This window comes from Antiquaquibacter oligotrophicus (genome assembly GCF_020535405.1).
GTDB lineage: Bacteria > Actinomycetota > Actinomycetes > Actinomycetales > Microbacteriaceae > Rhodoglobus > Rhodoglobus oligotrophicus.
Window position 1 is genome coordinate 253,766 of the sequence record NZ_CP085036.1, and the last position, 23,508, is coordinate 277,273.

At 60.8% G+C, this 23,508-nt stretch carries 28 protein-coding genes, 1 tRNA gene and 1 pseudogene; 13 read left to right on the forward strand and 17 right to left on the reverse strand.

The window, feature by feature from the left end:
- Positions 1 to 11 precede the first annotated feature (11 nt).
- Complete coding sequence (locus tag LH407_RS01230) at positions 12 to 518, forward strand: hypothetical protein (protein WP_322133108.1); 507 nt, start codon at positions 12 to 14, stop codon at positions 516 to 518.
- Positions 515 to 1,084, forward strand: coding sequence for a hypothetical protein (locus tag LH407_RS01235; protein WP_322133107.1), 570 nt, complete (start codon positions 515 to 517; stop codon positions 1,082 to 1,084). The genes LH407_RS01230 and LH407_RS01235 overlap by 4 nt, the downstream gene beginning before the upstream one ends.
- Here LH407_RS01235 and LH407_RS01240 read toward each other — a convergent pair.
- On the reverse strand, positions 1,053 to 1,568 hold the full coding sequence (locus LH407_RS01240) for a hypothetical protein (RefSeq protein ID WP_322133106.1): 516 nt from the start codon (positions 1,566 to 1,568) through the stop codon (positions 1,053 to 1,055). The genes LH407_RS01235 and LH407_RS01240 overlap by 32 nt on opposite strands.
- 77 nt (positions 1,569 to 1,645) lie before the next feature.
- Here LH407_RS01240 and LH407_RS01245 point away from each other — a divergent pair, with 77 nt between their 5' ends.
- Positions 1,646 to 1,909, forward strand: a complete 264-nt coding sequence (locus LH407_RS01245; protein ID WP_322133105.1) for a hypothetical protein — start codon at positions 1,646 to 1,648, stop codon at positions 1,907 to 1,909.
- Positions 1,910 to 2,002: 93 nt separating this feature from the next.
- Here LH407_RS01245 and LH407_RS14190 read toward each other — a convergent pair.
- Both LH407_RS14190 and LH407_RS01250 read right to left on the reverse strand, forming a co-directional pair.
- A pseudogene (locus LH407_RS14190) lies at positions 2,003 to 2,317 on the reverse strand (pPIWI-associating nuclease domain-containing protein); the annotation flags it as partial.
- A 49-nt stretch (positions 2,318 to 2,366) separates the two neighbouring features.
- Positions 2,367 to 2,645 carry a hypothetical protein gene (locus LH407_RS01250; RefSeq protein ID WP_322133104.1) on the reverse strand — a complete coding sequence of 93 codons (279 nt, stop codon included), beginning with the start codon at positions 2,643 to 2,645 and terminating at the stop codon, positions 2,367 to 2,369.
- A gap of 277 nt (positions 2,646 to 2,922) precedes the next feature.
- Between LH407_RS01250 and LH407_RS01255 the strand changes: the two genes are divergently transcribed.
- Positions 2,923 to 3,612 (forward strand): hypothetical protein, encoded by a 690-nt coding sequence (locus LH407_RS01255; RefSeq protein WP_322133103.1) that lies wholly within the window; start codon positions 2,923 to 2,925, stop codon positions 3,610 to 3,612.
- Between the two features lie 34 nt (positions 3,613 to 3,646).
- On the opposite strand, the gene LH407_RS01260 is transcribed toward LH407_RS01255, so the two are convergent.
- The 9 genes from LH407_RS01260 to LH407_RS01300 all read right to left on the reverse strand — a co-directional run bounded on the left by LH407_RS01260 (position 3,647) and on the right by LH407_RS01300 (position 13,134).
- Positions 3,647 to 4,663 carry a DUF4238 domain-containing protein gene (locus LH407_RS01260; RefSeq protein ID WP_322133102.1) on the reverse strand — a complete coding sequence of 339 codons (1,017 nt, stop codon included), beginning with the start codon at positions 4,661 to 4,663 and terminating at the stop codon, positions 3,647 to 3,649.
- Between the two features lie 222 nt (positions 4,664 to 4,885).
- A complete protein-coding gene (locus tag LH407_RS01265; protein ID WP_322133101.1) occupies positions 4,886 to 5,761 on the reverse strand; it encodes an SMODS domain-containing nucleotidyltransferase in 876 nt (291 codons plus the stop codon).
- Positions 5,758 to 6,666 (reverse strand): S-4TM family putative pore-forming effector, encoded by a 909-nt coding sequence (locus LH407_RS01270; protein WP_322133100.1) that lies wholly within the window; start codon positions 6,664 to 6,666, stop codon positions 5,758 to 5,760. Before LH407_RS01270 ends, LH407_RS01265 begins: the two co-directional genes overlap by 4 nt.
- Before the next feature lie 7 nt (positions 6,667 to 6,673).
- Positions 6,674 to 7,501 carry an SMODS domain-containing nucleotidyltransferase gene (locus LH407_RS01275; protein ID WP_322133099.1) on the reverse strand — a complete coding sequence of 276 codons (828 nt, stop codon included), beginning with the start codon at positions 7,499 to 7,501 and terminating at the stop codon, positions 6,674 to 6,676.
- Positions 7,501 to 8,445, reverse strand: coding sequence for a BsuBI/PstI family type II restriction endonuclease (locus tag LH407_RS01280; RefSeq protein ID WP_322133098.1), 945 nt, complete (start codon positions 8,443 to 8,445; stop codon positions 7,501 to 7,503). Before LH407_RS01280 ends, LH407_RS01275 begins: the two co-directional genes overlap by 1 nt.
- Positions 8,442 to 9,887 carry an Eco57I restriction-modification methylase domain-containing protein gene (locus LH407_RS01285; RefSeq protein ID WP_322133097.1) on the reverse strand — a complete coding sequence of 482 codons (1,446 nt, stop codon included), beginning with the start codon at positions 9,885 to 9,887 and terminating at the stop codon, positions 8,442 to 8,444. Before LH407_RS01285 ends, LH407_RS01280 begins: the two co-directional genes overlap by 4 nt.
- Before the next feature lie 392 nt (positions 9,888 to 10,279).
- Positions 10,280 to 11,248 carry a nucleotidyltransferase family protein gene (locus LH407_RS01290; RefSeq protein ID WP_322135027.1) on the reverse strand — a complete coding sequence of 323 codons (969 nt, stop codon included), beginning with the start codon at positions 11,246 to 11,248 and terminating at the stop codon, positions 10,280 to 10,282.
- Positions 11,245 to 12,330: a DUF262 domain-containing protein gene (locus LH407_RS01295; protein ID WP_322133095.1), complete on the reverse strand. Its 1,086-nt coding sequence runs from the start codon at positions 12,328 to 12,330 to the stop codon at positions 11,245 to 11,247. The genes LH407_RS01290 and LH407_RS01295 overlap by 4 nt, the downstream gene beginning before the upstream one ends.
- A 633-nt stretch (positions 12,331 to 12,963) precedes the next feature.
- A complete protein-coding gene (locus LH407_RS01300) occupies positions 12,964 to 13,134 on the reverse strand; it encodes a hypothetical protein (RefSeq protein ID WP_322135028.1) in 171 nt (56 codons plus the stop codon).
- On the opposite strand from LH407_RS01300, the gene LH407_RS14195 reads away from it, so the two are divergent.
- Together LH407_RS14195 and LH407_RS01305 are read left to right on the forward strand one after the other, a co-directional pair.
- Complete coding sequence (locus LH407_RS14195) at positions 13,099 to 13,497, forward strand: restriction endonuclease (RefSeq protein WP_407650668.1); 399 nt, start codon at positions 13,099 to 13,101, stop codon at positions 13,495 to 13,497. The genes LH407_RS01300 and LH407_RS14195 overlap by 36 nt on opposite strands.
- Positions 13,498 to 13,558: 61 nt before the next feature.
- A complete protein-coding gene (locus LH407_RS01305) occupies positions 13,559 to 13,729 on the forward strand; it encodes a hypothetical protein (RefSeq protein ID WP_322133093.1) in 171 nt (56 codons plus the stop codon).
- Positions 13,730 to 13,779: 50 nt separating this feature from the next.
- On the opposite strand, the gene LH407_RS14200 is transcribed toward LH407_RS01305, so the two are convergent.
- Positions 13,780 to 14,376, reverse strand: coding sequence for a DUF3846 domain-containing protein (locus LH407_RS14200; protein WP_407650603.1), 597 nt, complete (start codon positions 14,374 to 14,376; stop codon positions 13,780 to 13,782).
- A gap of 304 nt (positions 14,377 to 14,680) precedes the next feature.
- Between LH407_RS14200 and LH407_RS01315 the strand changes: the two genes are divergently transcribed.
- From LH407_RS01315 to LH407_RS01335, 5 genes are all read left to right on the forward strand, one after another.
- Positions 14,681 to 15,430 (forward strand): TauD/TfdA family dioxygenase, encoded by a 750-nt coding sequence (locus tag LH407_RS01315; protein ID WP_322133091.1) that lies wholly within the window; start codon positions 14,681 to 14,683, stop codon positions 15,428 to 15,430.
- Positions 15,427 to 16,383, forward strand: coding sequence for a hypothetical protein (locus LH407_RS01320; RefSeq protein ID WP_322133090.1), 957 nt, complete (start codon positions 15,427 to 15,429; stop codon positions 16,381 to 16,383). Before LH407_RS01315 ends, LH407_RS01320 begins: the two co-directional genes overlap by 4 nt.
- A gap of 11 nt (positions 16,384 to 16,394) precedes the next feature.
- Positions 16,395 to 17,201: a protein phosphatase 2C domain-containing protein gene (locus tag LH407_RS01325; RefSeq protein ID WP_322133089.1), complete on the forward strand. Its 807-nt coding sequence runs from the start codon at positions 16,395 to 16,397 to the stop codon at positions 17,199 to 17,201.
- Between the two features lie 19 nt (positions 17,202 to 17,220).
- Entirely contained in the window at positions 17,221 to 17,682 is a 462-nt protein-coding gene (locus LH407_RS01330; RefSeq protein WP_322133088.1) for an NUDIX hydrolase, read from the forward strand.
- A gap of 154 nt (positions 17,683 to 17,836) precedes the next feature.
- The gene (locus LH407_RS01335) at positions 17,837 to 18,214 is read left to right on the forward strand and encodes a ribbon-helix-helix protein, CopG family (RefSeq protein ID WP_322133087.1); all 378 of its coding nucleotides are present in this window, start codon (positions 17,837 to 17,839) and stop codon (positions 18,212 to 18,214) included.
- A gap of 61 nt (positions 18,215 to 18,275) precedes the next feature.
- Here LH407_RS01335 and LH407_RS01340 read toward each other — a convergent pair whose 3' ends face one another.
- The gene (locus LH407_RS01340) at positions 18,276 to 18,536 is read right to left on the reverse strand and encodes a hypothetical protein (RefSeq protein ID WP_322133086.1); all 261 of its coding nucleotides are present in this window, start codon (positions 18,534 to 18,536) and stop codon (positions 18,276 to 18,278) included.
- Between the two features lie 496 nt (positions 18,537 to 19,032).
- Positions 19,033 to 19,106, reverse strand: a tRNA-Pro gene (locus LH407_RS01345).
- A gap of 338 nt (positions 19,107 to 19,444) precedes the next feature.
- Between LH407_RS01345 and LH407_RS01350 the strand changes: the two genes are divergently transcribed.
- A complete protein-coding gene (locus tag LH407_RS01350) occupies positions 19,445 to 20,857 on the forward strand; it encodes a DHA2 family efflux MFS transporter permease subunit (protein ID WP_407650669.1) in 1,413 nt (470 codons plus the stop codon).
- A 22-nt stretch (positions 20,858 to 20,879) separates the two neighbouring features.
- Here the strand turns inward: LH407_RS01350 and LH407_RS01355 are convergent, their stop codons facing one another.
- Positions 20,880 to 21,314: a hypothetical protein gene (locus LH407_RS01355; protein WP_322133084.1), complete on the reverse strand. Its 435-nt coding sequence runs from the start codon at positions 21,312 to 21,314 to the stop codon at positions 20,880 to 20,882.
- A 122-nt stretch (positions 21,315 to 21,436) separates the two neighbouring features.
- On the opposite strand from LH407_RS01355, the gene LH407_RS01360 reads away from it, so the two are divergent.
- Positions 21,437 to 21,988, forward strand: a complete 552-nt coding sequence (locus tag LH407_RS01360) for a flavodoxin family protein (protein ID WP_322133083.1) — start codon at positions 21,437 to 21,439, stop codon at positions 21,986 to 21,988.
- Here the strand turns inward: LH407_RS01360 and der are convergent.
- Positions 21,985 to 23,499 (reverse strand): ribosome biogenesis GTPase Der, encoded by a 1,515-nt coding sequence (gene der, locus LH407_RS01365; RefSeq protein ID WP_322133082.1) that lies wholly within the window; start codon positions 23,497 to 23,499, stop codon positions 21,985 to 21,987. The two genes, LH407_RS01360 and der, sit on opposite strands and share 4 nt — an antisense overlap.
- Between the last annotated feature and the right edge of the window lie 9 nt (positions 23,500 to 23,508).

The following is a 23,508-nucleotide window of genomic DNA, read 5'->3' on the forward strand; positions in this document are numbered from 1 at the left end:
ACGGAGCATCCATGACGCTCGACAGCGAAGACGCCGTCAAGAAGGCGCTCGGCATTAACTCTTTCCGGGAGATGTCGAAGGAGAAGATGCTGGCCTTTGCTGCATCAATGCCCGACATGGCGAATGAGGTGCGGCTGAAGCTCATCGAGCAGATCCCGGGGTTCCAGAAGTTCGCCCTGGACGCGATCAATGCCGCCGAACGAACCTTCAAGGAGACTACTTCTAACGAAGACAAGCGCGGCGAACGCCTCCACGAGTCGATGGGCGACATCCGGGAGTCCATCAAGGCCCAGCTCGCCAATCCGAACATCAGTGAGGAGCACGCCCGCTTCCTCAATGACAAGCTCACCGAGACCGGAACGACCGAAGCCGAGAGCCAAAAGGACAGTCGCGCCCACGATGCGAAGCAGGCGGACGAGACGCGGAAAGCCATCGTGACGCTCGTCGGAATCGGGCTCGTGTCCGCTGTCATCCTTGCCGGAGGCAAGGTCATGCTCGGTCGCGGTCCCCAGGCGTGAGCGAGGGCCCTTGGTACGCCGAGCGCCGCGCTCGATGGAAGCCTGAGCGCGTTCGCCTGCTGCTCGTCGCCGAGAGCGCACCAGACGATGGCGGCGACCTCGCGAACCGTCGCTTCTTCTACGACGACGCCCTCACGGGCAAGGACGGCCTGTTTCGCGAAGTCATCCGAGCGCTATATGACAACCCGTCGCTAGTCAGCGGCCCGAACGCGAAGACACCATGGCTTGAGAAGCTCAGGGCGGACGGTGTCTTTCTTATTGACCTCGCCACCGTTCCGGTGAATGAGTTCAGTACCGCAGATCGCCAAGCGGCCCTCGCTCGGAGCATCTCCCAGACGGTCTCGCTCGCGGGCGACCTCGCTCCCGATGGCATCGTCCTCATCAAGCAGAACGTCTTCGATCTGTTGCATCGCCCGATCCGCGCGGCTGGCCTTCCGCTGCTTCACGACGCCATGATCCCATTCCCCGGGAGCGGCCAACAGAAGCGATTCCGCGAGCGGTTCGTGATTGCGTTGAATCGCCTCGAAGCTGCGCCTATCCGCGCAGCTTTTCCAGACGTTCGTTGATCCGACTGCCAGGGCGCCGGTCGGCAGGACAGGCCTCCACCCAACGTTCGAGCACTGCGACTTCGCGGTCGTGCTGTCCGAGCATTCGATGAATGATCGCAGCCTGCTCGGTGTGCCACGGCGCTGGCTCCAGCCTTTCTCGAGAGGCCGAAGCTTCGGCACCCTCGATGACCGCGTAGCAAAGCGTCAGCGCCTCCTCAAGGCGGTTGTCGCGCTTTAGTTCCTTGATAGGCTCGACCAGCTGCAAGTAATGGACGCCGTTCACCATGCCGGATGTGAACTGTTCAGCACGATCGCCGCCGGCAAGTGCCGAGACAACCATTTCGCTCACGCCGTCGTGAAGCGCCTGCGCCTTCGCGCGGGCGGACATCGGCGGACGGTTGCTGCGCGAGAACTCCCATTCGGGCGTCCCTCGTCCGAGGGAAGCCCACGCTTCCGCGCGGAGCCCCTTCGGGAGCAACTCAGTGAAGATCTGCACCGACACCGACCGCGTACCCCCGTCGGACAGGTCGAGGTCTCGAGCAACGAACCCGGGCAGGTAGCCAATGGGCTCACCTCCGCATGAACCGCCACGGCGTGGGGATCCGCCTGGTTATCTGGCTCGCGCTGCAACGACGCCTCAAGTTCCAGGTAGCCGCCATCTCCGACCGCATGCCGCCCGGCAAGTGCCGCGATGGCCTCCTTCGCGAACGTTGTGGTGCCGGACGGCTTAACCAGCGATGTCTTGCCCGGACCGGAGAACGTCATCTCGATGCGGACCTTCGGTTGCTCGGTGGGTTCGTCGGGCCGACTGTGTTCTGCCCAGCCAAGGATGCGATCGAGTAGTCCCAACGGTTCCGTCCTAGCCTCGAGCGAGCCGGTGAATGAACTTGACGGCCTTCTCGACGCGCTCCTGGGCACGATCAGCTCCGTCATCGGGAAGCGTCCGGCCGTGCCGTGCGTCCCGTGGTCGAAGTCATTGAACAGAGTGATCACGTCGTCAATATCGGCGTCTACGAATTCGACCATCTCAGCGACGGCATTGCCGCTACGTGCCAGAACGTGGTGGATCTTTGCTCGCCTCGAAACACCGCCATTCGGCGTCGGGATGAAGTCTGCATTGGCGGCGATGACCGCGCCGTCAGGTGCCTCAACGCCCAAGATTGCTGCCATCATCTCGCGGGCACTGGTGCAGAAGTGACGGGCCGCATCTGGATTGTTCGGATTCAGGGCGAAGAGGGCACCATTCCACATCGTGAACCAGTTCGAGAGTGGGAAGTCTCCACCACCGCAAAGTTCCCCTCTACAGGACGTTTTCGGCAGCCTCAAATGAGGATCCGTCTTCGGACGATGTCACGAGCGGCGCGGGCTCTCCCTCAGCGAAGTCGTGCTGGAACTGAAGGGTTGCGATACCGACGAGCGCCGCACCGTCTGAAAGCTCGATGCTCCACCCCTCGATATCCCCCTCGGCGGTGACGGCCGTTGCCGTGAGGGTGCCGGAACCTTCAATTGATGATCCGGAGAGCTCGACAACAAGTTGATCGCCGTCGGTAGCAAGGCGCGCGGACTGTCCCCCTTGCACCGAAACGCTAAAGCTGTGCGGATGGGACGCATCCGGGGCGCAGGCAGTCAGGACCGCAGCGAAGAGGCTAGCGATGGTCGCGCCAACAACTATTCGAGAGAGTTTCGGGATACTCGTGAGACCATCATGGTGCATAAAGCTTCGCGGGCATGGCGAGAGGCTAGCCTTTGACCGGCTTCTAGTTGGATGACCTCGGCAAGCACTCAGCGGCTGCGTCGAGCGAGAGGGAGGAGTTGAAGTGGCTACCTCTGATGCTCTAGGCGTCGCTGGTTTGGTCGTGAGCGTGCTGTCGCTGCTCGTCGGAACCGCGGTCACTCTCATCGTCTACCGGCTCAGTCGAAAACTGGATTTCCGCACGCGCATCCATACGTGGGGCGAACTACGCGACGTCACGCGACGTTTCGCTGCTGAGATGCACGACCAGGGTCTCAACAAAGAGGTGATCCTTCTCAACGCTGACCGCTATGAGAAGGACTATGACGGCGGCAATCGCTTTACCCGGCACGGATACATCCAGGTCCGCACTGAGTTCATAGATGTTCGACATGACGGATTGGCGCTGATGACGTTCCCGGTGTCGACGTGGCGCGATGCTAGCGGTCGGCGAGTATTGGACGAGGCTGACACTCAGGATGAGAACGTCCTTGAGGTCGGTTTTGTGCCATTTGACTGGATCGAACACATCGACCCAGACGGGAACGACTACAAAAACGCGCCCCTGGTCTACGTCCACTTCCGGGGTCCAGGACGTACGCCCTTCAAGAGCTATAGCTACCACGAACCCAATTCAGTTCCGATGGGCCCACGAGATCGGCCCTTTTACCCGAGCATCCCGGGCCTCGGCATCCGCAGACCAACACGAACACAAGCCTGGTCTGAGTTCTGGCGGACATGGAAGAGCGACATCAAGATGCGCAAGAGCGAACGCAAGGCACGTCGACAACTCGGCGACGCCTCCGCGCGATGAGCACTCGTCCCTTTCAGGGATGTCGTCGGGCACCTCACTTTGTATACCGACGGCGATGGATACGGAGTTCGCGCCGGACGTCGTCTTCATCGCGAACGGCCAGCACTTCATCGCCCCAAACTTCACGTGGGGGCAAGTCCAGATCTGCGAGCGGCACATCCTCTGGGTGGTGAATGATCCACCGTTCTGCTTGGGAAGCAACTAGACGATTCACCATCCTCACAGTTTTGTCTGGATCTTCAATCGGCGCCCCGTGCGCCGAAATGTCAAAAGCGGGGTCGCGAAATTGGACAATCAACCGTGGCGAGAGAGGCACCCAAACTACCTGTGCCGTCGCGTAGCCGATCGGTCTGTTACCTGGTGACCACCAGCACACTGGCTCGTCGCTCGTCAGCACTGCAGCGCGGTTCGCGACAATCAGTTCGATTTCCTTGCCGGCCAAGAATTGCCCGAGCCCCATTTCCTCACCTTCGGGGTCGCCCAGAGCCATCCTCAGGCTCTCCTGTACGAGGACGGCCTGAGGAGGGACCACAGCGGGAAACTTCGAGGACGCAAGCCTCTCCACGAACGCAACAACATCCCCTGGGCCGTTTGGCAGACCTCGTCCGACAAGGAACGACCGCACTCTTTCCTCGTCCAGATCCCCCAGAAGGCTCGCGCGAACGGACTGAGTGGCCAGCGCTGCAAAGTCGTTGCGCCACCGATTCCCGCGGACGGTCTGGAGAGCCGCGAACTGGACTAACCGATACCAGACTTCGTGGTCGGAGGGGTCAAACCCACTCTCAACCAGTGACCGAATGGCCGGCGCTATGGCTGCTTCCAGGCCGCTCAACGCTGCCTCGACACCCTCTGGATCGAACCTGGCTCGGTCTTCCTCGCGGGCGAGATCCTCAGGCTCGATTCGATAGAACCCCGTCTCGACAGCGACATTCCCTACCGAAACCCGGAGAGGTCGGCTCGGGACATCGCGGCTCACCAGAGCGAGATGTCCAGAGATATCAGCAAAGTTGCGCAGATAGAACCGCGGAACTGTGTGGTGCCGAGCGGCCATGTCGATATTCTTCCCGGAGAGTGGGCCTACTCCCACCATCGTCCTTCTTCCGAGTCGCCGCGTGGCACCCCTCTCAACCAGATTGGTATGTGCCTCGGAACCGTCTCGCCCGATTGAGAGAGGAAGAGCGCACCGCAACCCTTGCCCAACCAGAGCGCCTCGACCCGATTTGAGCGTGACGGGAGAACGCGACGAACGATCCCCTCGAGTAAACGAACCTGATTAGCTGGGGAAACTGGAGCCGAGGATAATCTGCCACAAGCGCTTCGCTTCGGCGTGATCGCCTCGCGCTTCCGCCTCATTGGCTCGGGCTGCTCTATCAGCCGCAGAGTTGAGCGCCTCAACCAAGGCCTGTCGTGCAGTAGGCGTCAAGTAGGAGCTCAGGTCTCCGCTTAGTCCGCCGGGATCGTTGACGTAGAGCCACTTGGGCGCAAACTCGAAGAACATCTGGAGTGCGTTGCGATAGTTGCTGCCCAGGCGACTAAAGACCGTCGCGGCCACGGTTTCGAGGTGAAATGAGCGAAATCGACTGGAGTGTGCCCGATTCCATGCTTTAAGCAGCCTAACCACCGCGCTCAGGTTGTACCCAAGCTCCTTGTTGCGGTTGGAATACCAAGCGTTCGCAGTGGTCGGCGCGGTCAGAATCCAGCCGCCAGATCCGTCCGGCAGGTGGTAAACGTTGTCGCCACGGTCAAAGACCGGAGCGACATCAACATGGCCGCCACTCTGATAGAACACGCGCACTGCCTGCCCTCGAGTACCTACCTGCTGGATCTTGGTCCCTGCGTATGCTTCGCGAATCCGGTAGATGAAAGCGTGCGAGTCCTGCGAGTACTTGTCCTGCCAGACCTGCTTCTCGTTTGAGAACACGGCGAGCACATCAATGTCGTCAAGCGGTCGAATGATCGTGCCCTTCGACGCAGAACCCATGAGAATTCCCCGCGAAAAGGGCATGTCTGAGGTAGCGGGGAAGGCTGCGCTCATGTCTTTGTCGACCGTTCCCTTGCGATTCGGGATGAAGTTCGTTTTCTGGTACTCCGTAGCGGTGATGTCTTCCAAGAACTGCGAGAATGCTTGGCCTGTCGTGAGTGTCATCATTTCTTCTTTCTAAGCCGACTAGAGGCGGCGTGCATGGCAAGTTCATTCCGCCCGCGCGTGAGCTTGTATAGCCAGTCGGGAACCTGAGGTGTGGTGCGACGTAGGTCGTATAGCTGGGTCTGCCAAGAGATGAGTTCTTGCCCAATGATCGGCTCCTGGTCCTGGAGACGACTCTCGATGGTGTTCGCAAGGTCGGCGCGATCCTGCGCCGCTCGCCAAGTACTCCGAAGATAGTCAGCCACGTCGAGCACGGCCGGCAGCACAGGAAAAAGGACTCCGAGGAGCACCAACCCGAAAGCGAGCCCGCCGAGAGCGCTCCAAGTGATGAGAACACCGAGCCAGACCACCGTGACGACTGCCCAAACTGTTACAGCAGTGCGAATCAGGCGGTCGGTGTAAGAGGCATTGGCGCGCTGGGCGATTGCGATTGTTTCTGCTCCCGGATGCGCGCTATCAACGTCGTACCAGTCGAGGAGCAATTCGCGCTCGGCTGCGGACCTCAAGCCCTTCCTGTCGTAGACGAGCAATTCGACTTCCTCGATCGACGGACGCGACGCTCGCTCGATCGTCTCTGGCATGTCGAAGATGAACAGGTCGAGTTCCTCCTGAAGGGCCGCCGCCTTCGTCATCGTTCGCGCCTCAGCGGTCGAAAAAACGGTGCGTCCAACGAAGAGCCAGACACCGGTGACAGCGCCAACCGCGACTGCCGAGCCCGGAACCAACAGAGAGACGAACGGAGCGGCGACTCCAAGAACGAGAAGCCCGATCCAGCGCGCACCCTGCCATCGTTTCGCACGGGTATACAGGCGCCGCTGTGCGAGGAGGAGGCGAAGCGCCTCATCGCTGTTTTGACGGACTGCGATGGACTCACTTGACGGCGGTATATAGCGATCTCGATCCGTCACCGATGCCTCACTTGTTGAACAGCAGCTTCAACTGCTCGATAGCTTTGCTTTGCTCGTCGGAAAGCGAGTAGTCCATTGCCCTTCGCGCCCGCGTCACCGCAGTGTCGAGCTTGGACAACGCGTCCTTCTTCATCGTGTCAGAAGAGCAAGAACCGAACCTCGATCCGAGGCCGGTTGGATCATTCAGTGCGGCGAGTTCAACGTTTTTCAAATGGCTAAGGGAGTAATGAAGATCGATGATCGGTGAGTAAGCCACCTGGGTACTCAGGAACTTCGCGGCACGCATCTCCAAATAGCACGAAGAAATCGGAACTTTTCGCTTGTACTTCCAGATCTTGAGGTGACGCGCAAGCTTCTTAGCACCTCCATTGTGCTTAGCGTTGATCTCGTTGACGTACTTGTTGTGTTCTTCGGGGAAGCTCTTCATCCAACCGCCGGAAGGGTTCGCGATCATGTATCCCCCACCAGCGCTGATGTAGCCGGGGACGACCTCGACGACACCGTCGGAGAAATGGCAAACCACCGCTGGTTGCCGGATAGTGATCTTGGTCGCGGTGAAGCGGTCTTCTAGTGCCTGCTTGACTCTCGCGAGCATCGTCAGCGGCGACGTCGGCTGAATTCCTTTGAGGGAGACGAGGAAGTCTGCATCGCTGTACAGCCAGATCCCCGTGCCGTGGCGAAGCGACCCGATCTCGAACATGCGGTGCACACCGAGCACGGTATCGAGTCGACGTTCTATTGCATCCTTGTGACTCTTGGCCCCGTCGAACTGCGTCGGCGTCGGGGTAAAAAGTGACGTGAGATCGGCGAGCCAGGACCTAGCCGTCTCGGACATCAGCCAGCCGCCCCATGCGGGCCGAGGAACTTGTCGCCGTTTAGGTGAATCATGTGAGTCGGATCAGAAGCGCACCAGGCCTCGGTTTCCCATGCGAGGTCGGCGAGGAACTTGCGCATCACGGCGCGGTCCGGAAAGCAAGATACGAACACGAGGCCCGCGGTCGAGCCCGCGAACAGTATGTTCAGCTCCCTGTGTCTCTTGGCATCTACTGGACCGTGACTTGAGGCCGCTTCCATCAAGAACAGCCAATTTGTCTCCGGCTGGTACACAACTAGGTCGGGCAACTTGCCGTGCGTGTCTACGACGATGCCTAGCGCGGCTAGCTTCTCTTGGTCGAAGTGCATCAGCTTGCTATCGGCGTCGCCAATGTAAAGCACTTCTCCGCCGGGAACGAAGTACGCGCAAAAGTCGTCGATCATCTGCTTGATCAGTACGTTTTGACCACCAGCACCAAGCGTCAGCTCGACACCGCCCGGCAACGTGATCGGTATGCGGATGAGATCCCGTTCCGCGCGATAGATCGACAGGAGACCAGGAGCAGCAGTGAGATAGTCAGCGACAAGCCGGTCGAACGCCTGCGTTCCGAAGCTTCGGATCACGACGACTGCCGCGTCCGTCAACTTGTAGTTATTCAGCGAAGAGTTCGTCGCTCGCGATGGGTCGTCCTCGTTGAGAATGACCAGGCCAGCATCCCGGAATTGGTGAAGGGTCTGTCGGCGGTAGGTCTCGCGGGTGTTCTCGGCAATAGGAAATCCAAGCTCTTCGCGTATCCAGTCGAGGATCGCACGGACGCCGAGTCGAGGGTTTGCCGCGTCGGCCCATGAGCTAGCTTCCGTCAGTCGAGCGAGCGCAAGAAGTGTGCGTGCGCTGCGCTCGTTCGAACGAGCGGCGTCGAAGCCAAATGCCTTCAGAATCTGGCGTGCCTCGCTCAGCCGAGTCATGCGGCAAGCCCCACTGCTGTCATGACAGTCTCGACCGCTGAATCGATCGCTTCCTGTGCGTGGGGTTCAGCTGATGCCAGAGCTTTCAGCTGCTCGAGTGACGGAAAGCGCATCTGGCGCAGGTCCGTGGCATTGACCTGAGTGTGGCCCGAGAAGACTCGGAAGTACGCATCGAGCCGCGACGAGTTGAGGAAGACGGCCAGACCCCGCGCGACCGTTGGATCGAGACTCTCGCCCTTCTGGTGGACGAAGTTGAGTTTGTTGTCGAAGGCGGCGGGGCTGTCGGACTGCCAAAGGCCAGCGACTACCCGGCGACGCTCTTCCTTTGCCGAGAAGCGCTTGATGAGTACATACGCTCCCGGTGGCACAAGCAGCTTGGAGGCTGCTTCAGAAGCAGCGTGAAACCACTCGGGCTTCTTCGTGCCCACAGGGTGATTCGCTTGCCCGAATCGAATGTGACTTGCGTTGACCATCGGCCATGAGCCTTCGACTCGATCCAAGTACAGCATTTCGCGAGACCGGAAGTCGACCACTCGGCCGGTCGACACCGTCATACCCAGGTCGGCAAGCGAGTGCTGAGCGTGGCGAGTCATCCAAGCAACAGCTTCCGCATCCCCTTCGGTAGCGGGCACGTGGATGAAGTCAGCGGTCACGACGTCTCCGTACGCCACTGTGCGAACTGTTGCATCGTCGCGATGATCGTGCGAGGTGTATACCTTCACCGTTGCCGTTTGCTGTCCTCGCGTCGTCGATACGACGATTGCCTCTTGCAGCACGCCCGTATCGCCGAACACCTTCGAACGACTCTCAAAGGTGTGAATGCTGTCGATACTCACGGTCTCCACAAGCTCACGTCGAAAGCGAGAGTAGTAAGTGCCGTTCATCCACGAGCGGGGAGTGATCGCCACTTGCTGACCACCATCCGACAGGAGACGAATGCCGAGCGCAAGGAACGCGGCATAGAGGTTGGGCACGTCGATACCGATCGATCGAAGAAAATTCTGTGAGGGGCTCCCTGTCGACAACTTCGCGTACGGAGGGTTTTGAATGATGAGATCGAAAGGATCCTTCACCGTGGGCGCCCACAGCAGGAAGTCATCCCCAACAAGTTTCGTAGATACGTTGCCGAGCTCTTCCATGTCACTGAGCGTCTCCCGGAGGCCCGGGTGGAGGGAGGCGTCAACTTCAACGACAGTCACCTCGATCGAAGCTTCAGGGCGCTCAGTGCGAATCCGATCAATCAACGCAGCAGTTAGTATTCCGCTCCCGGCGCCGGGGTCGAGAACCCTAATCGCTGTCTTCTGCGGCATGCGTGGCAGTCCCGCGATAATCCGGGCGGCCTGATGCGGTGTGAAGTACTGGCCGAGGGCGGCCTGTTCCACAGGGTCCATCGCCGCCAACGCGGACTTGCGACGCTCTTCGGCTCGGTCAATCAGGCTCATGTGTGAAGAGTACCGACCACCCGTGACAGTAGGTCCGACCACGCCGCGCGATGCTTGTCGGACACTTGCGCGAACCCGGGAAAGCGGGTCGGCAGACAACGTCGGAGATGCGCGCAGTGATTGCTCCATTTACTCAATTGTCTCACGATCGACACCTTTAGTGAAGACCACTCATTGATGAATCGACTAGTCTCACTCCGCAGTCGGGATAGTTGAAGGCTGCCCGTCCTACGGCCCGCTGAGCACCAGCTACACGAACTTGCCTGGCCTATAGAGCGCAAGCCACAGCCCCTTGCGCGTGAGGGCGATGGCTTACGAGGACGCAAACCCCCAGCGCGGGCAGTCACCACTGCTCGATGCTGTCTGGCGTCGGAGCCGCACGAGACACACCTTCAGATATGGCGAGCGCTTGGTAGGTCGTAACTGAGGAACGAAGCTGGCAAAGCCACCTCCCTGGAAATCAGAATCTTCGGCCCCTTTGCGCGGCGCAGTGCAGCCTTCAGTTTCGCTGGTTGAAGGTCGACGAGATAGAGGAGCACGACACCGAAGGGCGAGAGATCGGCCGGGTGGCTGCCCATGCGTTTCGCCTTACCGAGGTTCAGGAGCTTCTCCAGGTAGCCCGGCTCCAAACTGCACGCCTCGAGAGTGGTCTTGATAGTGAGAGCAAGCCGCTTCGTGTCTTCGGGAAGCTGAGCGGCAGTGAAGTGTCGTTGAAGGGAGCCAACCACCCCAACCAGCGAAGCAGTCGCCGAATCCTGTCGTGCGAGAAGCTTATTGCCCGACGTTGCAAGCCGTTCAGCCTCCACGATAGAGACCTCTGCTGCCTCGAGGGATGCCTTTACCTGCGCAGCTACTCGCTCCTTGCCCCAGCTGACATCGTTTGTCTTGTAGGTGAGATCATGCGTTGCTATGGACCAGGCGTGCTGCAGAAATGTCTTTACCTGTACCTCAAACCTGAGTCTGTGAACGGGTGCTGGATCGAGACCGCTGGGCACCCGCAGGCGCGCATACAGTCGAATGTGGTCAAACTGAAAGTCGAACGGCTGGGAAAGTGCGACGAGAGCGGTCTCAGGCTTTCGCCCCACAACATCGAACAGTCTCGCGATCAGAGCTTCGGCGGTGTCGCACGAGTCCAACGTCGGGACTACAACTGTGCAGGCAAAAAAGTCGTCCAGATCTCTGGGGTCAACGCGTCCGGTCTCGACCTTGAGTGCGTAGCTCTCAGGCTTCTTCACCCGTCCCTCGTAGTGCCAGGTCTTCGGTATCGACGGGCGCAAGGAGTTCTGCACGCGCTCCTCCAGCAGACGGTGCAGGTCAACTTGATCCTCATATGCTTCGCGGATCGAAGTGGGAATTTTCACGATGAAAGAGCTGCCCGCATCGCACGCGTGAGGGCCTCATGTCGAGAGAGGCGCGGTCTAATGTCCGTTGTTGCACCTCTCGCGTTATCTGCATACTGGTGAACCAGCGGGGAGAGTTGCTGTTGGCTGCTCGGTTCGGGATTGCCTGCCGCGATTTCGACTTCGAGCATGAACGTCGAATATGCGCTGACGAAGTGCTCGACGTCGGGGAGGGAATCTTGCTGAACCAACCAAACCCACAACGAATAGAGATGTGCAAAGTTGACCGCGTGGCGGGACACGATCTGATGCTCCTCCTCCGCGACCTGCAAATAGGACGCAAGCGCATCGAAGCGAGCACTGAACTCATCAGGGTCGAAGGCTGGCTCGAGCTGCTCCGGTTCGTCGTACGTCGCGTAAAGCTCATCTAGCCAGTCCTGGTCGAATCCAATTGGCCGTCCTTCGATTAGCACAGCCATCAACTCTGAGATGAATTGCACGTCTTGCATTCGTCTCGCTCGAGCCGTCGTCGATACCTTCAGCGATCGCCAAAGTGGTCTATCGGCCTCGTTCTCGGCAAAGGTGATGAACCACCCATCGAATCGCGAGTGCCTGATCTCTTGTGAAGAGAGCTTTCGAGAGTTCCGATTGAGGCGACCAAAAACTTCATTAACCACCGCGGGCTCGATTGAGTCGAGCATTTCGACCGTAAACTGGTAGTCCCAGAGTCGTCTCTTCAGCTCTGGCTCGTCGCTGAGATCGCGCCAGCGTTTATTCGCCAGGCGTGTGTCGCCGATGTCGTCCCGAATTGGCAACTTGTTGCTGACGAACATCAGGATCGTCTCAAGCCGCTGCTTCCCATCCACGACGTGATATGTCGTATTGCCGCCTTCGTCAATGTCTTTGTGAAGGAAGATGGCGGGACTCGGGTAGTTGTTGAAGATTGTGTCGAGAAAGTACTGGCGATCTCGTCGCGTCCAGACGCTCTTGCGCTGGTATGAAGGCTCGAGGTCCAGCCTCCCCAGCCCATTCACATCCAAGAACCACGTGACATCCTGTGTCGTGAGGCGGCGTTGCATCGGGATCTCTCCGTCCTCGGACACAATCGATCCGGGCAGACTATTTGTTCAGTAGTCTGAGCATATTGCGAGCATGCTTCAAGACAGAACTCTGACCATGCCTGCCCCCTGCGAGCAGCACTCATCATTAACGGGCGACAGTGTGGGGTAGCCACTTCGCGGGCGAAGGTTCCTAAGAAAAAGAGAAGGCCTGGAGGACCTGTGTACGACTATGGGTCAGCTGTGGCGCTGTGGCAGAGAGAAGAAAACGCGGTATATAGAGCGAGCCCAACTGAATTGATGGGCAACCCTCACGACTATTTCGAGTCGAATCCATTTCTTCCGGCTGATTATTTCGGCTTGGCAGGCGAAGAGACGGTTTCCACCGTTCACTTCTCGGACTGGCGCGAGACTGGTGCCTACAGCAATGAACGTTACAAGCTTTTCGACGATGGAAACGTTCCCGTGACACCGCTTCAAAGGTGTCGCTACTGCGCTAGTGAGATGCGGGTCGTCTACGACGAGGAGATTGGAGAAGCATTCCAAAATGATTACCGACGAGTGATCGTACGCGGGTGCCAGTGCGGTTGGTGGAATGCACAGGATATTTTTCACACCGTGGAGGGCCGGCCCGAGAATGCGGCGTTCGCGAATGACTATGACTGGCAATCGGTGATGTCACAAGGTCGCCTGAAGAGGTTCGAGGTAGGTGACGTCGACGTCCCCCTGGTCGTCCTGCGTCAAGAACTCGCCCGTGACCGAGCGGATCTGAGGAACATCGATCCGCACGTCCTCGAGCGACTTGTTCGGGATGTGCTGCGAGACCATCTCGATTGCGATGTAGTCCATGTCGGTAGATCCGGGGACGGTGGGATCGACCTTCTCATCGTCGACGCCGATCGACCTCGTGCAGTTCAAGTGAAACGGCGCAGCAGAAACCGAGCCGAATCCGTCTCCCAGATCCGCGAGTTTCTCGGTGCGCTCCTATTGGGGGGCCACATGAAGGGGATTTTCGTCACAACTGCGCCAGCCTTTAGTCGAGATTCGATACGTGCGGCCGACGCCGCCCGCCGGCTAGCACTTGTGAGCGAAATCGAACTAGTCGACGGTGGAGCCTTACAAGAAATCATCAGGGCGAGTACGACGCTTTCTGAACCATGGGAGCGCGTAGCACCCACCCTCGCCTCACCGCGTCCCCCGTCCTACGGTTGAGGGCACCCGACCTGTGGATGATTGGTCGCATGCAACGATCCCACGGTGCACGATGCAGCTCATGACTGAATTGAAACACTTCGATCGCGAGCTGTCAGATGACGATCCCTACCTCCTCGCCGCTGTGCTTCGCCTCCAGATGCTCCGCACCACCGAAGCGGACATCCCAGATCTCGATGAATACCGCCTGCGTCGTCAGCAGGCGCGACCACTTCCGCCCGACGCTTCCTGAGTTGAAGAAGAACGGCAGCTGCGCCCCAGAGAGATCGCGAGGACCTCATCTCAAGCGCCAGCTACCGCCCGCGGTCGCGTTGCGACCGCTACGCGCCTCCACCGTTTGCACCTGGGGAATCGGAAGCTCGAATCAATTCGACCTCCTCGACACCAGGAGCGAGCCGCGCGAGCTCTGCCCACGCACAGGCATCGAACACGAACCACCTCGGATCCCCCTCGGTGACGGGGAACACGACATCGAGCCCACGGAGCAACGCCCCCGGTCGTGAGGTCCATCTCGAGCCGCGCCCGGATGCGCCACTCCCCCGGGCCCACCAGCGTCGCGACGGTGTCCGGGCCCAGGTCCCGGCCGAGCTCGTCGTCGACGCGGGCGCCAACGACAACGACGTCCCCGACGAGGATCGCCTTGCCGCGAGCGACCGGGTCATGGTGCCACCACAGAAACGTCGCCCGAGTGTTGACGGGCAGTCTGCGGACCAGTCCCTCCTCGTTGACGTACATCGTGACGCCGAAGGCAGGCACATCGACTGCCTCGATCCACCCGAGCACCGCTGTCTGAAAGTCCGCCAACCCTTCTAGCTGAACCATTCCCACTGCAGCCGTGCTGTCCCAGGAAATAAGCACCCCTCTGATCCCTTGTTCCATCTCTTCTCTCCTTGACACCAGCGGCCGGCGAACCGGGCTGGTTCCCCATGAAGACCGCAGGGCATCAAGGAGTGGAGAAGACGGAGGCGAGGAGGTAGCGGCGACGAGTCGAGGCTGACCGAGGCGCGAGCGAAGCGTGCTGGGTTTTCCTCGTGGAAACCCAGCACCGATTGTGAAGGGTCGGGAAGGGTTGTCAATCCACCGGTCGCGGCCGCGGCGGCGATTCCACGGCCACTTGGTGCGGTTGCCGCGTTTCCCCAAACATGAAAGTCTGTCTTCATCGAAGACTGCTCAATACCGCCGAATGGACACCGTGATCGAACTAGCCACACTTGAGGAACGATTCTCTGGCGAGTACGCGAGCTTCACGGAAGCGTCTTGGCAGATTCAGCTGAGGTCCGTTCTCTTGAGAGAGGGACTGGTCTTCGCGCGAGGTGCAACGGCGAGCGACTTGATCGAAGGCCTGGAAGGGCTCGGCACAGTCTTCTTGCATCCTGACGCATCTGCCAGCGGGATAACCGAGATAAAACCGAACGGCGACGAGCGCGGTGGGTTCTCGAGAGCGGGACTGAAACTCCACACAGACCGGGCACTTATACAGATTCCGCCTGCCTTCCTCGGACTGATTCTTGACGAGGCCGCGGACTCGGGGGGCGAAGCGCTCTTCCTCGACTCGGCCGAGTTGGTGGCCCGTCTAATTGAGGTCGGGGTCTCATCAGAAGACCTTTTGTCTGTCCGGCTCGTCAGTGGCGTACACGGTGCCGAGGCGTTGCCGTTTCTTCGTCGGATAGATAACGTCGGATGGCAGTGTCGCTATCGGGACGATCACGTCGGGCACCCATCCGGACCGCCTAGCGTGCTGGCTCAAATAGATCAGGCGTTCGGGGAGCTCGTGAAGGCTGTGGAACTCGTGCCCGGAGAGTCCTACGTCTTGAACAATCATCGCTGGCTTCACGGTCGTCGCGATTTTCAGGGCGCGCGACGAGCTAGCCGACTCCTCTTCAACGCCGTTAGCGAGAGCTTCAGCGCGTTCCAGCTGAGGGATCTGAGTTGACTGCACTGCCGGATCCAAGCGCACCGCAGTTTCTTGAGAAGATGCGTGAATTTGACGCATCGCTCACGAAACCCGAGAAGCACTATCGGAAGCTGCTGAAGACAAAGCCTCGCCTCCCACATGCGGAGCGCTTTGCAGCGCTATATGGCCTTCTTCACAGATTGCGACGAGAAGCACGATTTCCGGAGTTCGCAGAGCTTGTTCGGAAGTACGAAACGGAGTTCTCGAGCGAGCCCCTCTTCGATACGTTTCGAGTCACGAAGGCTAAGTGGACTGCCGACGACGCTCGGTCGCTGAAGGAAGCATTAGAGCCTGCAATGCGCGCACTAAAAGCATTCCCGGACGAACCTGGCGTACTCCATTCGTACGCCGAACTCGTCGCAACGTTGGCCGAGATGGACTCCGGCACCTCCGCCGCCGAACTTGAGCGTGCGCTCAAGAGCGTCAACAGAGCGATCTCACTCTCAAGCAGAAAGAATGCGAACCATTTCAGTACAAGAGCCCGGATCATGCTATTGAAGGGGGACTATCGATCCGCCAGAGCCGATGTCGCGACGGCCATTTCGCTCGAAGACTCCTCTGGCGCGGACTTTCTCAGACGGATCACTCGATACGAGGGCATTCGTTCGATGATCGCGATCAGGAGGTCCTACGACGAATTCGCCTCCAAACAGAATCGTCTGTTGGCCGAGCTGAACAGCTTCAGGCGCGAACAGCTTCAATTATTGGGCCTGCTCGCCGCGATCATTGCCTTGCTTGTAGGCGGCATCACACTTTCTACTCGCCTCGACCCTGACGACGCGTCGCGACTAGTCCTCTTGAGCGCCGGCGCAGTTGCGATAGTGTTTGCCGGGCTGTCTAGCCTGCTAGCTCATGCTTCTTGGGCACGCGTCACATTGTCTATGGGCGTCGGAGCGGGCCTCATTGCGACCGCATTATGGGTTTTGCCATGAAAGGGTCAACATTGCTCAACGTCTCAGACTCCATCTCGGACGCGGGCGGCGCCGGAAGCAACGAGGACATCGTGGGTTGGTCCGACAACCGGTGCTGGGTCATCGACGGGGCAACCCCGGTTACACCGAACGTAATCGACCGACGAAGCGATGCTCGATGGCTAGTGGAGTTTGTGGATGCGAGCCTTCGCAACCGAAAAGATGAGGTGGATCCCGCCCTCGAGATCGGAGCCATAGCACGCGCTGTCGATCATCGGCTTACCGAGCTAGGGTTCCCGACCTCGTCGCTCCCTCCGGCGTGCTCCCTCGCGTTAGTGACCGTATCGCGCGCTCGGTTGTCGGTCGCCCTCGTGGGCGACGTGCTCGTCTATCTGCCAGAGAGGGATGTATTACTTAAGGACTCCCGTTTCGGCGCACGGGAACGCGCGGCGAAGAACGTTAGTCTCCAGGACGGTCTTGAGTCGAAGGATGTCAGGGAGAGCATTGCTAGCCGACGGCGAACGTACATCGACGGGCCGGGCGACATGTTCGTATTGTCCAGGAACCCTCGCGTAGCCGACGGGGTAAAAGTCTCAACCTTCGCGCTCAACTCCCGAGAGAAGATTCTCGTCATGTCAGATGGCTTCGCTCGCCTCGTCGACACTTACAGCGTTTTCTCGACGTTCCTGCAACTCTTTTCTTATGTCGAGGAGCGCGGTACGCAGGATGCGCTTGCTCTTCTTCGTGAACATGAAGCCCGAAACCCGAGGGGCACGTCTAGCAACTTCAAGAAGGCTGACGACGCATCCGCGCTTGTAGCGATTGCCGCGTCTCAGTAATGAGTTATAATCAGGAAAGATGGATATGACTGGATCATCGCAGACTCCCTACCTGGTCGAACTGAACCCCGGCTACTTCGAGTATCAGTTGCCCATTTCCGTGAAGGCCGTCATTCTTTGGCGTGATCGCATCCCGCTACTGAAGAACGAGCGGGATGAGTGGGAACTCCCTGGCGGCAAACTAGAAGTCGACGAGTCTCCAGAAACTACCCTGGCCCGCGAGGTACGCGAGGAGTTGGGCTGGGATGCCGAAGTCGGAGAGCCACTGCATTCCTGGGTTTACAAGATTCGTCCGAACCGCCACGTGTTTGTCCTTGCGTTCCGGGCAACGTATTCCGGCACGAAAGAACCCGCCTACAGTCACGAACACAAGGAACTATCGCTGGTCCGCCTCGATGAGGTCGACGCTCTTAACATGCCGCAGGACTACAAGACCGCAATCGCTCTCGCTACAGCACCTCGCTCGCGACCGGCGCATTGACCCCTCCCCCAGATCGCGCTTAACTCATCTCGCAGTGCCTTGAGATCTTCTCCGGTCTCGACACCCTGCACCTCCTCGCTGCCCTGCGACTCCAAGAGGGGAACCCATCCAGGGTTCGCCGGTCGCAATCCACCGAGGAGAGGAGCTCATCCCGATGAGCGACGCCACCCCGAGCTTCAGATCGTTAGATCCCGGAGCTCAAGTCCGCCCGCTGTCGGTTCGCATGACCGACGACGTCCGCGCCCAGCTGGACATCATGGCCCGGCTGAACAACCGATCCGTCACGGAGGAAGTCCGTGAGGCCATCGAGGCCTGGATCGTACGCAGCAAGACCGACCCCAAGGTCCTGCAGCGTGCCGCCACCGTCAAGGCCGAGATCGAACGCGACGCCGCCACCAAGCGTGGAGCCATCGCCGCCATCTTCGACCAGACGGACACCAAGCCGGCCGCGTCGGCGCCGAAGGGAGCAGCTGCGAAAGCGGCCGCACCCGCATCGGCCCGCGCGCCGATAGACGACAAGGCGGGTGAATAACAACCCGGCTTCCCTCCCGCCTCGTGGCGGTCGAGGGAGGCCGGGTCTTTCAATTGGCGAGCTAGCAAAACGGGTTCGGCCAGCCGTCTGCAGCGATCAAGATATTGAAGTCCGTGCCCGCAGGCCCAGCGCAGCCACTAGTAGCGCTCGTCCAGCGATCGTGTCCGTTGACGAGCGTGACGATCGCAGCCGGGCTGTCGAGTACGCCCGAGACGTCGAAGGACTCCGGAACGCTTTGCAGCTGAATGTCCGCGACGCCGTCGAACGGTGTGACCGAGGAGCCTGGGACGAGATTCCAGTCACTCCTGCTCGCACTGAGCATGAGGAGCGGCAGCCAGCAGTACCGAGTGCCCAGCTCGCTGTACTACGCCTTGCTGAACTGGAAACTTGCTGATATTCGAAGACAAGACGTTGCCCCCATATTGAATGCCGCCCCAGCGCAATCCGGGCAGTCGCAAGATCGGCGGCACGAGCGCTCGGTGCCGGTGTGCAACAGGCGGTCGCGTCGGGGGTCTGGCCGACGCGGCATTTTCGCGCTCTGTGCAACGTTCTGTGCAACGGCTCGTGCGATAGCAAGAAAGGCCCCATCTCCGGTCTAGTAGAGATGGGGCCTTTCGCTTTGATTTTCCGCGGAAGTTCGTCCCGCGAAGTTCTGTCGGGCTGCGCCCCACCGGCACGGCCGTCACATCGCGGTATCTCGAATGGCGCTGGTCGCGAAAAGTGCGATGCGCCGGAACCGGCGCGGCGGGGACCCCGCTGACAACAGCCAGCAATGTGAAAAGAGCCGCCCCGGTCGGGGCGGCTCTTTTCACATTGAGTCGGGCTGACAGGATTTGAACCTGCGACCCCTTGACCCCCAGTCAAGTGCGCTACCAAGCTGCGCCACAGCCCGTGACAAACAACTGGAATAGCTTAGCGGGTTCGCGGGTTACCTTTTGCACGGCGACTGAGCCCGGACGCGTGTCGGTGGCATGGTGCATAATGTTTACACCGTGAACTTTGGCGAGTCCGCCGTCATCCTTTCGCACAAAACTGCAGCTCTCATTCTTGAACCGACGGGACAACTCTGTGACCGAACGCCCCACCCCCACCGACGACGAGATCGTCACCGCTGGACTCGAGGCCAGCGTGCCGCAAGCCGCTACCGGGGATGTCGTCGACGACGACTACCAGGAGAAGATCATCACCGGCACGATCCCGACAGTGGATGCTGCCGAATCGCGCCGCAACATGGTGGTCATCGCGCTCATGCTCGTGGCAACCTTCGTCGTCTTCCTCAATGAGACGATCGTGGGTGTCGCACTCCCCCGCCTCATGGAGGATCTGCGCATCGAGGCCAGCACTGCACAGTGGCTGACCACGGCGTTCCTGCTGACGATGGCGGTCGTGATCCCGATCACCGGGTTCCTCATGCAGCGACTGACGACCCGCACCGTGTTCGCCCTCGCCATGAGCCTGTTCAGCGCCGGAACGGCCATCGCCGCCGTCGCGCCCGGCTTCGAGCTTCTCCTCGCCGGTCGCATCACGCAGGCCGCGGGCACGGCCATCATGATGCCGTTGCTCATGACCACGGTCATGACGCTCGTTCCCCCTCACTCACGCGGACGGGTCATGGGCAACATCTCCATCGTCATGTCCGTCGCGCCGGCCCTCGGCCCTGCAGTGGGAGGCGTGATCGTCGACACCCTCGACTGGCGGTGGATCTTCATCCTCGTGCTGCCGATCGCTATCGGCGCGCTGCTTCTCGGCGTCATGCGCATCCAGAACGTCGGCGAAACCCGCAAAGTGCCGCTCGATGCCCTCTCCGTCGTGCTCTCAGCGCTCGCGTTCGGCGGGCTCGTCTACGGTCTCAGCGCCCTCGGCGAGGCGGCACGCGGACACACGCTCATCGCACCGTGGATCCCGATCGCGGTCGGCGCAGTCTCGCTCACCCTGTTCGTGCTGCGCCAGCTTCACCTCCAGAAGAGCGACCGCGCCCTGCTCGACCTGCGGGTGTTCAACCACTTCGGCTACACGATCGCCGTTGTGCTCATGGCGATCCTCATGGCGACACTCTTCGGCGTGATCATCCTGCTCCCCATCTACGTGCAGCAGGTGCTCGGCCTCTCGGCGATCATCAGTGGACTCATCACGGTGCCCGGAAGCCTCCTCATGGGCTTCCTCGGCCCCGTCGTCGGGCGCCTGTACGACCGCGTCGGACCGCGACCGCTGCTCATTCCGGCGGCCATCGTCGTGAGCCTCTCGATGTGGAGCCTCACGATGCTCACAGAGAACACACCCTGGTTCTTCGTGCTCGGCGCTCACGTTCTGCTCTCGGCGGGCCTCGCGTTTATGTTCACCCCGCTGTTCACGTCGGGCCTCGGCTCGATCCCGCCCAAGTTCTACTCGTTCGGCAGCGCCATCATTGGCACCAACCAGCAGCTCGCGGGAGCAGCCGGAACGGCCATGTTCATCGCCCTGTACACGACCGGACTCATAAGCCAGCAGAACGCGGGCGCGAGCGAAGCGCACGCGATGGCAACGGGCATCCACTGGGCGTTCCTCGCGGGAGCAATCCTGTCGCTCTTCGCCATCGTCGCCGCATTCTTCGTGCCCAAGCCCGACCCCGAGCTTGCCGGCGCAGGGATGCCCGCAGGCCACTAACGGTACGGTGCATCCGCGACTGTCACAACGGCAGCGCGGGTGCGCCCCACCGGCTGCGGGGCACCCACGACACCACGCCGAGCAGCGCAATAACCAGCGCCAGCTGGGCGAGCCCCGTCACCAGGTAGATGCCCTGCAACACGCTGAACCCGCGGATGACGACCGTCTCCACGATGATCCAAATCACCATCGCAAACCCTGCAACGGCCGACCACAGCAATGCCGTCGCACGCCTCAGCACCAGCAGCACCATGGCCAGCGCCTGAGTTCCGCCCACCACGAGAACCAGCACGAGGGACGGCGCAACAAACGAGTCGAACACGCTCCCGTCGAGGGCTGACACGGGCATCCCCAGCCCGTTCGTCACCAGCATTGCAACCCCACCACCGAGCGCCGACAGCACCGAAAACCCGGTCACCCCGACGAGCGACCACCATGCGACAGATGTCCACCTCATGCCGCCACGCTAGAACGCGAACCGTGCCAAGACGAGGGTCGAACGTCCTGTAGGACCTTCTGCCCTGCCCGAATCGACCCATCAGCGGGAGTGTGGACTCAGTCGAAGCACCGGGAGGACCCATGAGGACCGTCATCGTCTACGAATCGCAGTTCGGCAACACACGACAGGTCGCCGACGCCATCGCCGAAGGGGCGAGGCAGGTGAGCGAGGTGCGTATGGTGAACGTCAATGACGCGACCCCCGAACGACTCGACAGCGCCGACCTCGTCTTGGTTGGGGGCCCCACGCACGTTCACGGGATGTCGCGACCGGAAACCCGCGCTCAGGCTCAGAGAATCGCCGACGCCGACGACAACCTCATCCTCGAGCCGCAAGCCCCAGGCACCGGCATACGCGAGTGGCTCGAATCCGGGCCCGTGCTCCCCGCGCTTGTCGCCGCGTTCGACACGAGAGCCGACGCCGCGAAATGGCTCACCGGCTCGGCGGCCCGGCACATTGCCAAACGCCTGCGCGGCCACGGTCGCACCATGGTGATCGAGCCCGGGAGCTTTCTTGCTCCTGACAACGACATCGACCTGAGCGAAGTGGAGCGCGCACGAGACTGGGGGGCAAGAGCCGCCCGCAGCGCGATCGAAACCACCGGCCTCGACTACGCGCGCCGCACCATCTAGCGCTTGCGCTTCTCGCGCACGCGCATGTTCACCGTGATCGGGGTGCCCTCGAAACCGAAGATCTCGCGCAGACGCCGTGTGATGAACCGGCGGTACTGCGGGTCGAGGAACCCGGTCGTGAACAACACAAATGTCGGCGGCCGCGACGAAGCCTGTGTCCCGAACAGGATGCGCGGCTGCTTTCCTCCGCGCACGGGGTGCGGATGCTCGGCCGTCAGTTCCGCGAGCAGCGCGTTGAACTTACCGGTCGGAATACGCGTATCCCACGACTCCAGCGCGGTCTCCAGCGCGGGCACCAGCTTCTCGAGGTGGCGACCGGTCTTCGCCGAGATGTTGACGCGCGGCGCCCAGTCCACGTGCGATAGGTCGCGTTCGATCTCGCGCTCGAGGTAGATGCGGCGCTCGTCATCCAGCAGGTCCCACTTGTTGTAGGCGAGCACGAGCGCACGGCCCGACTCGAGCACCAGGTCGATGATCTTCAGATCCTGGATGCTCACCGGCACGGTCACGTCGATGACAACAACCGCGACCTCGGCGCGCTCCAGTGCGGCCGACGTGCGAAGCGTCGCGTAGAAGTCGGCACCCTGCGCGAGGTTCACCCGGCGTCGGATACCCGCCGTATCGATGAAGCGCCAGAACTTGCCACCCAGCTCGATCTGCTCGTCGACGGGGTCCCGCGTGGTGCCGGCGAGTTCGTTGACGACAACACGCTCCTCTCCCGCCGTCTTGTTGAGCAGGCTCGACTTGCCGACGTTCGGGCGACCGAGGATGGCGACACGGCGGGGCCCGCCGACCTCCTCCTTCGCAACGGCCGAAACCTCGGGCAACACGGTGAGGATCTTGTCGAGAAGGTCGGCAACTCCGCGACCGTGTAGCGCCGAGACGGCCCACGGTTCACCGAGACCGAGCGACCACAGCGCCGCGGCCTCCGGCTCCTGGTAGGCGTCATCGACCTTGTTGGCTACGAGGATGACCGGCTTTTTCGTCGAACGGAGCATACGCACCACATGCTCGTCCGTCGCAGTGGCACCGACGGTGGCGTCCACGACGAAGAGAACGGCGTCGGCGAGGTCGATGGCGACCTCGGCCTGAGCCGCCACGGACGCGTTGATGCCGCGGGCATCCGGCTCCCACCCGCCCGTGTCGACGATTGTGAAACGACGGGTGCCCCACTCGGCCTTGTAGTTGACACGGTCGCGTGTCACACCGGGTGTGTCCTCGACGACGGCCTCGCGGCGGCCGAGGATGCGGTTGACGAGCGCCGACTTTCCGACGTTCGGGCGCCCGACGATGGCGAGCACCGGGAGGGCGGGAAGGTAGGTTATCGCGTCCGGGTCATCGGAGGCGGCATCGAGAAGGTCGAGGTCCTCCTCGTCGAGGTCGTACTCGCCGAGACCGGCGCGCAGTGCCTCGGCACGACGGGTCGCCTCCTCGTCGTCGATCGTGGTGATCCGCTCAACGAGCGCCGCGTCGAGCTCGGGGAAGTCGTCGTTCTCGTCGACGTCGGCCATGTGAAGTCC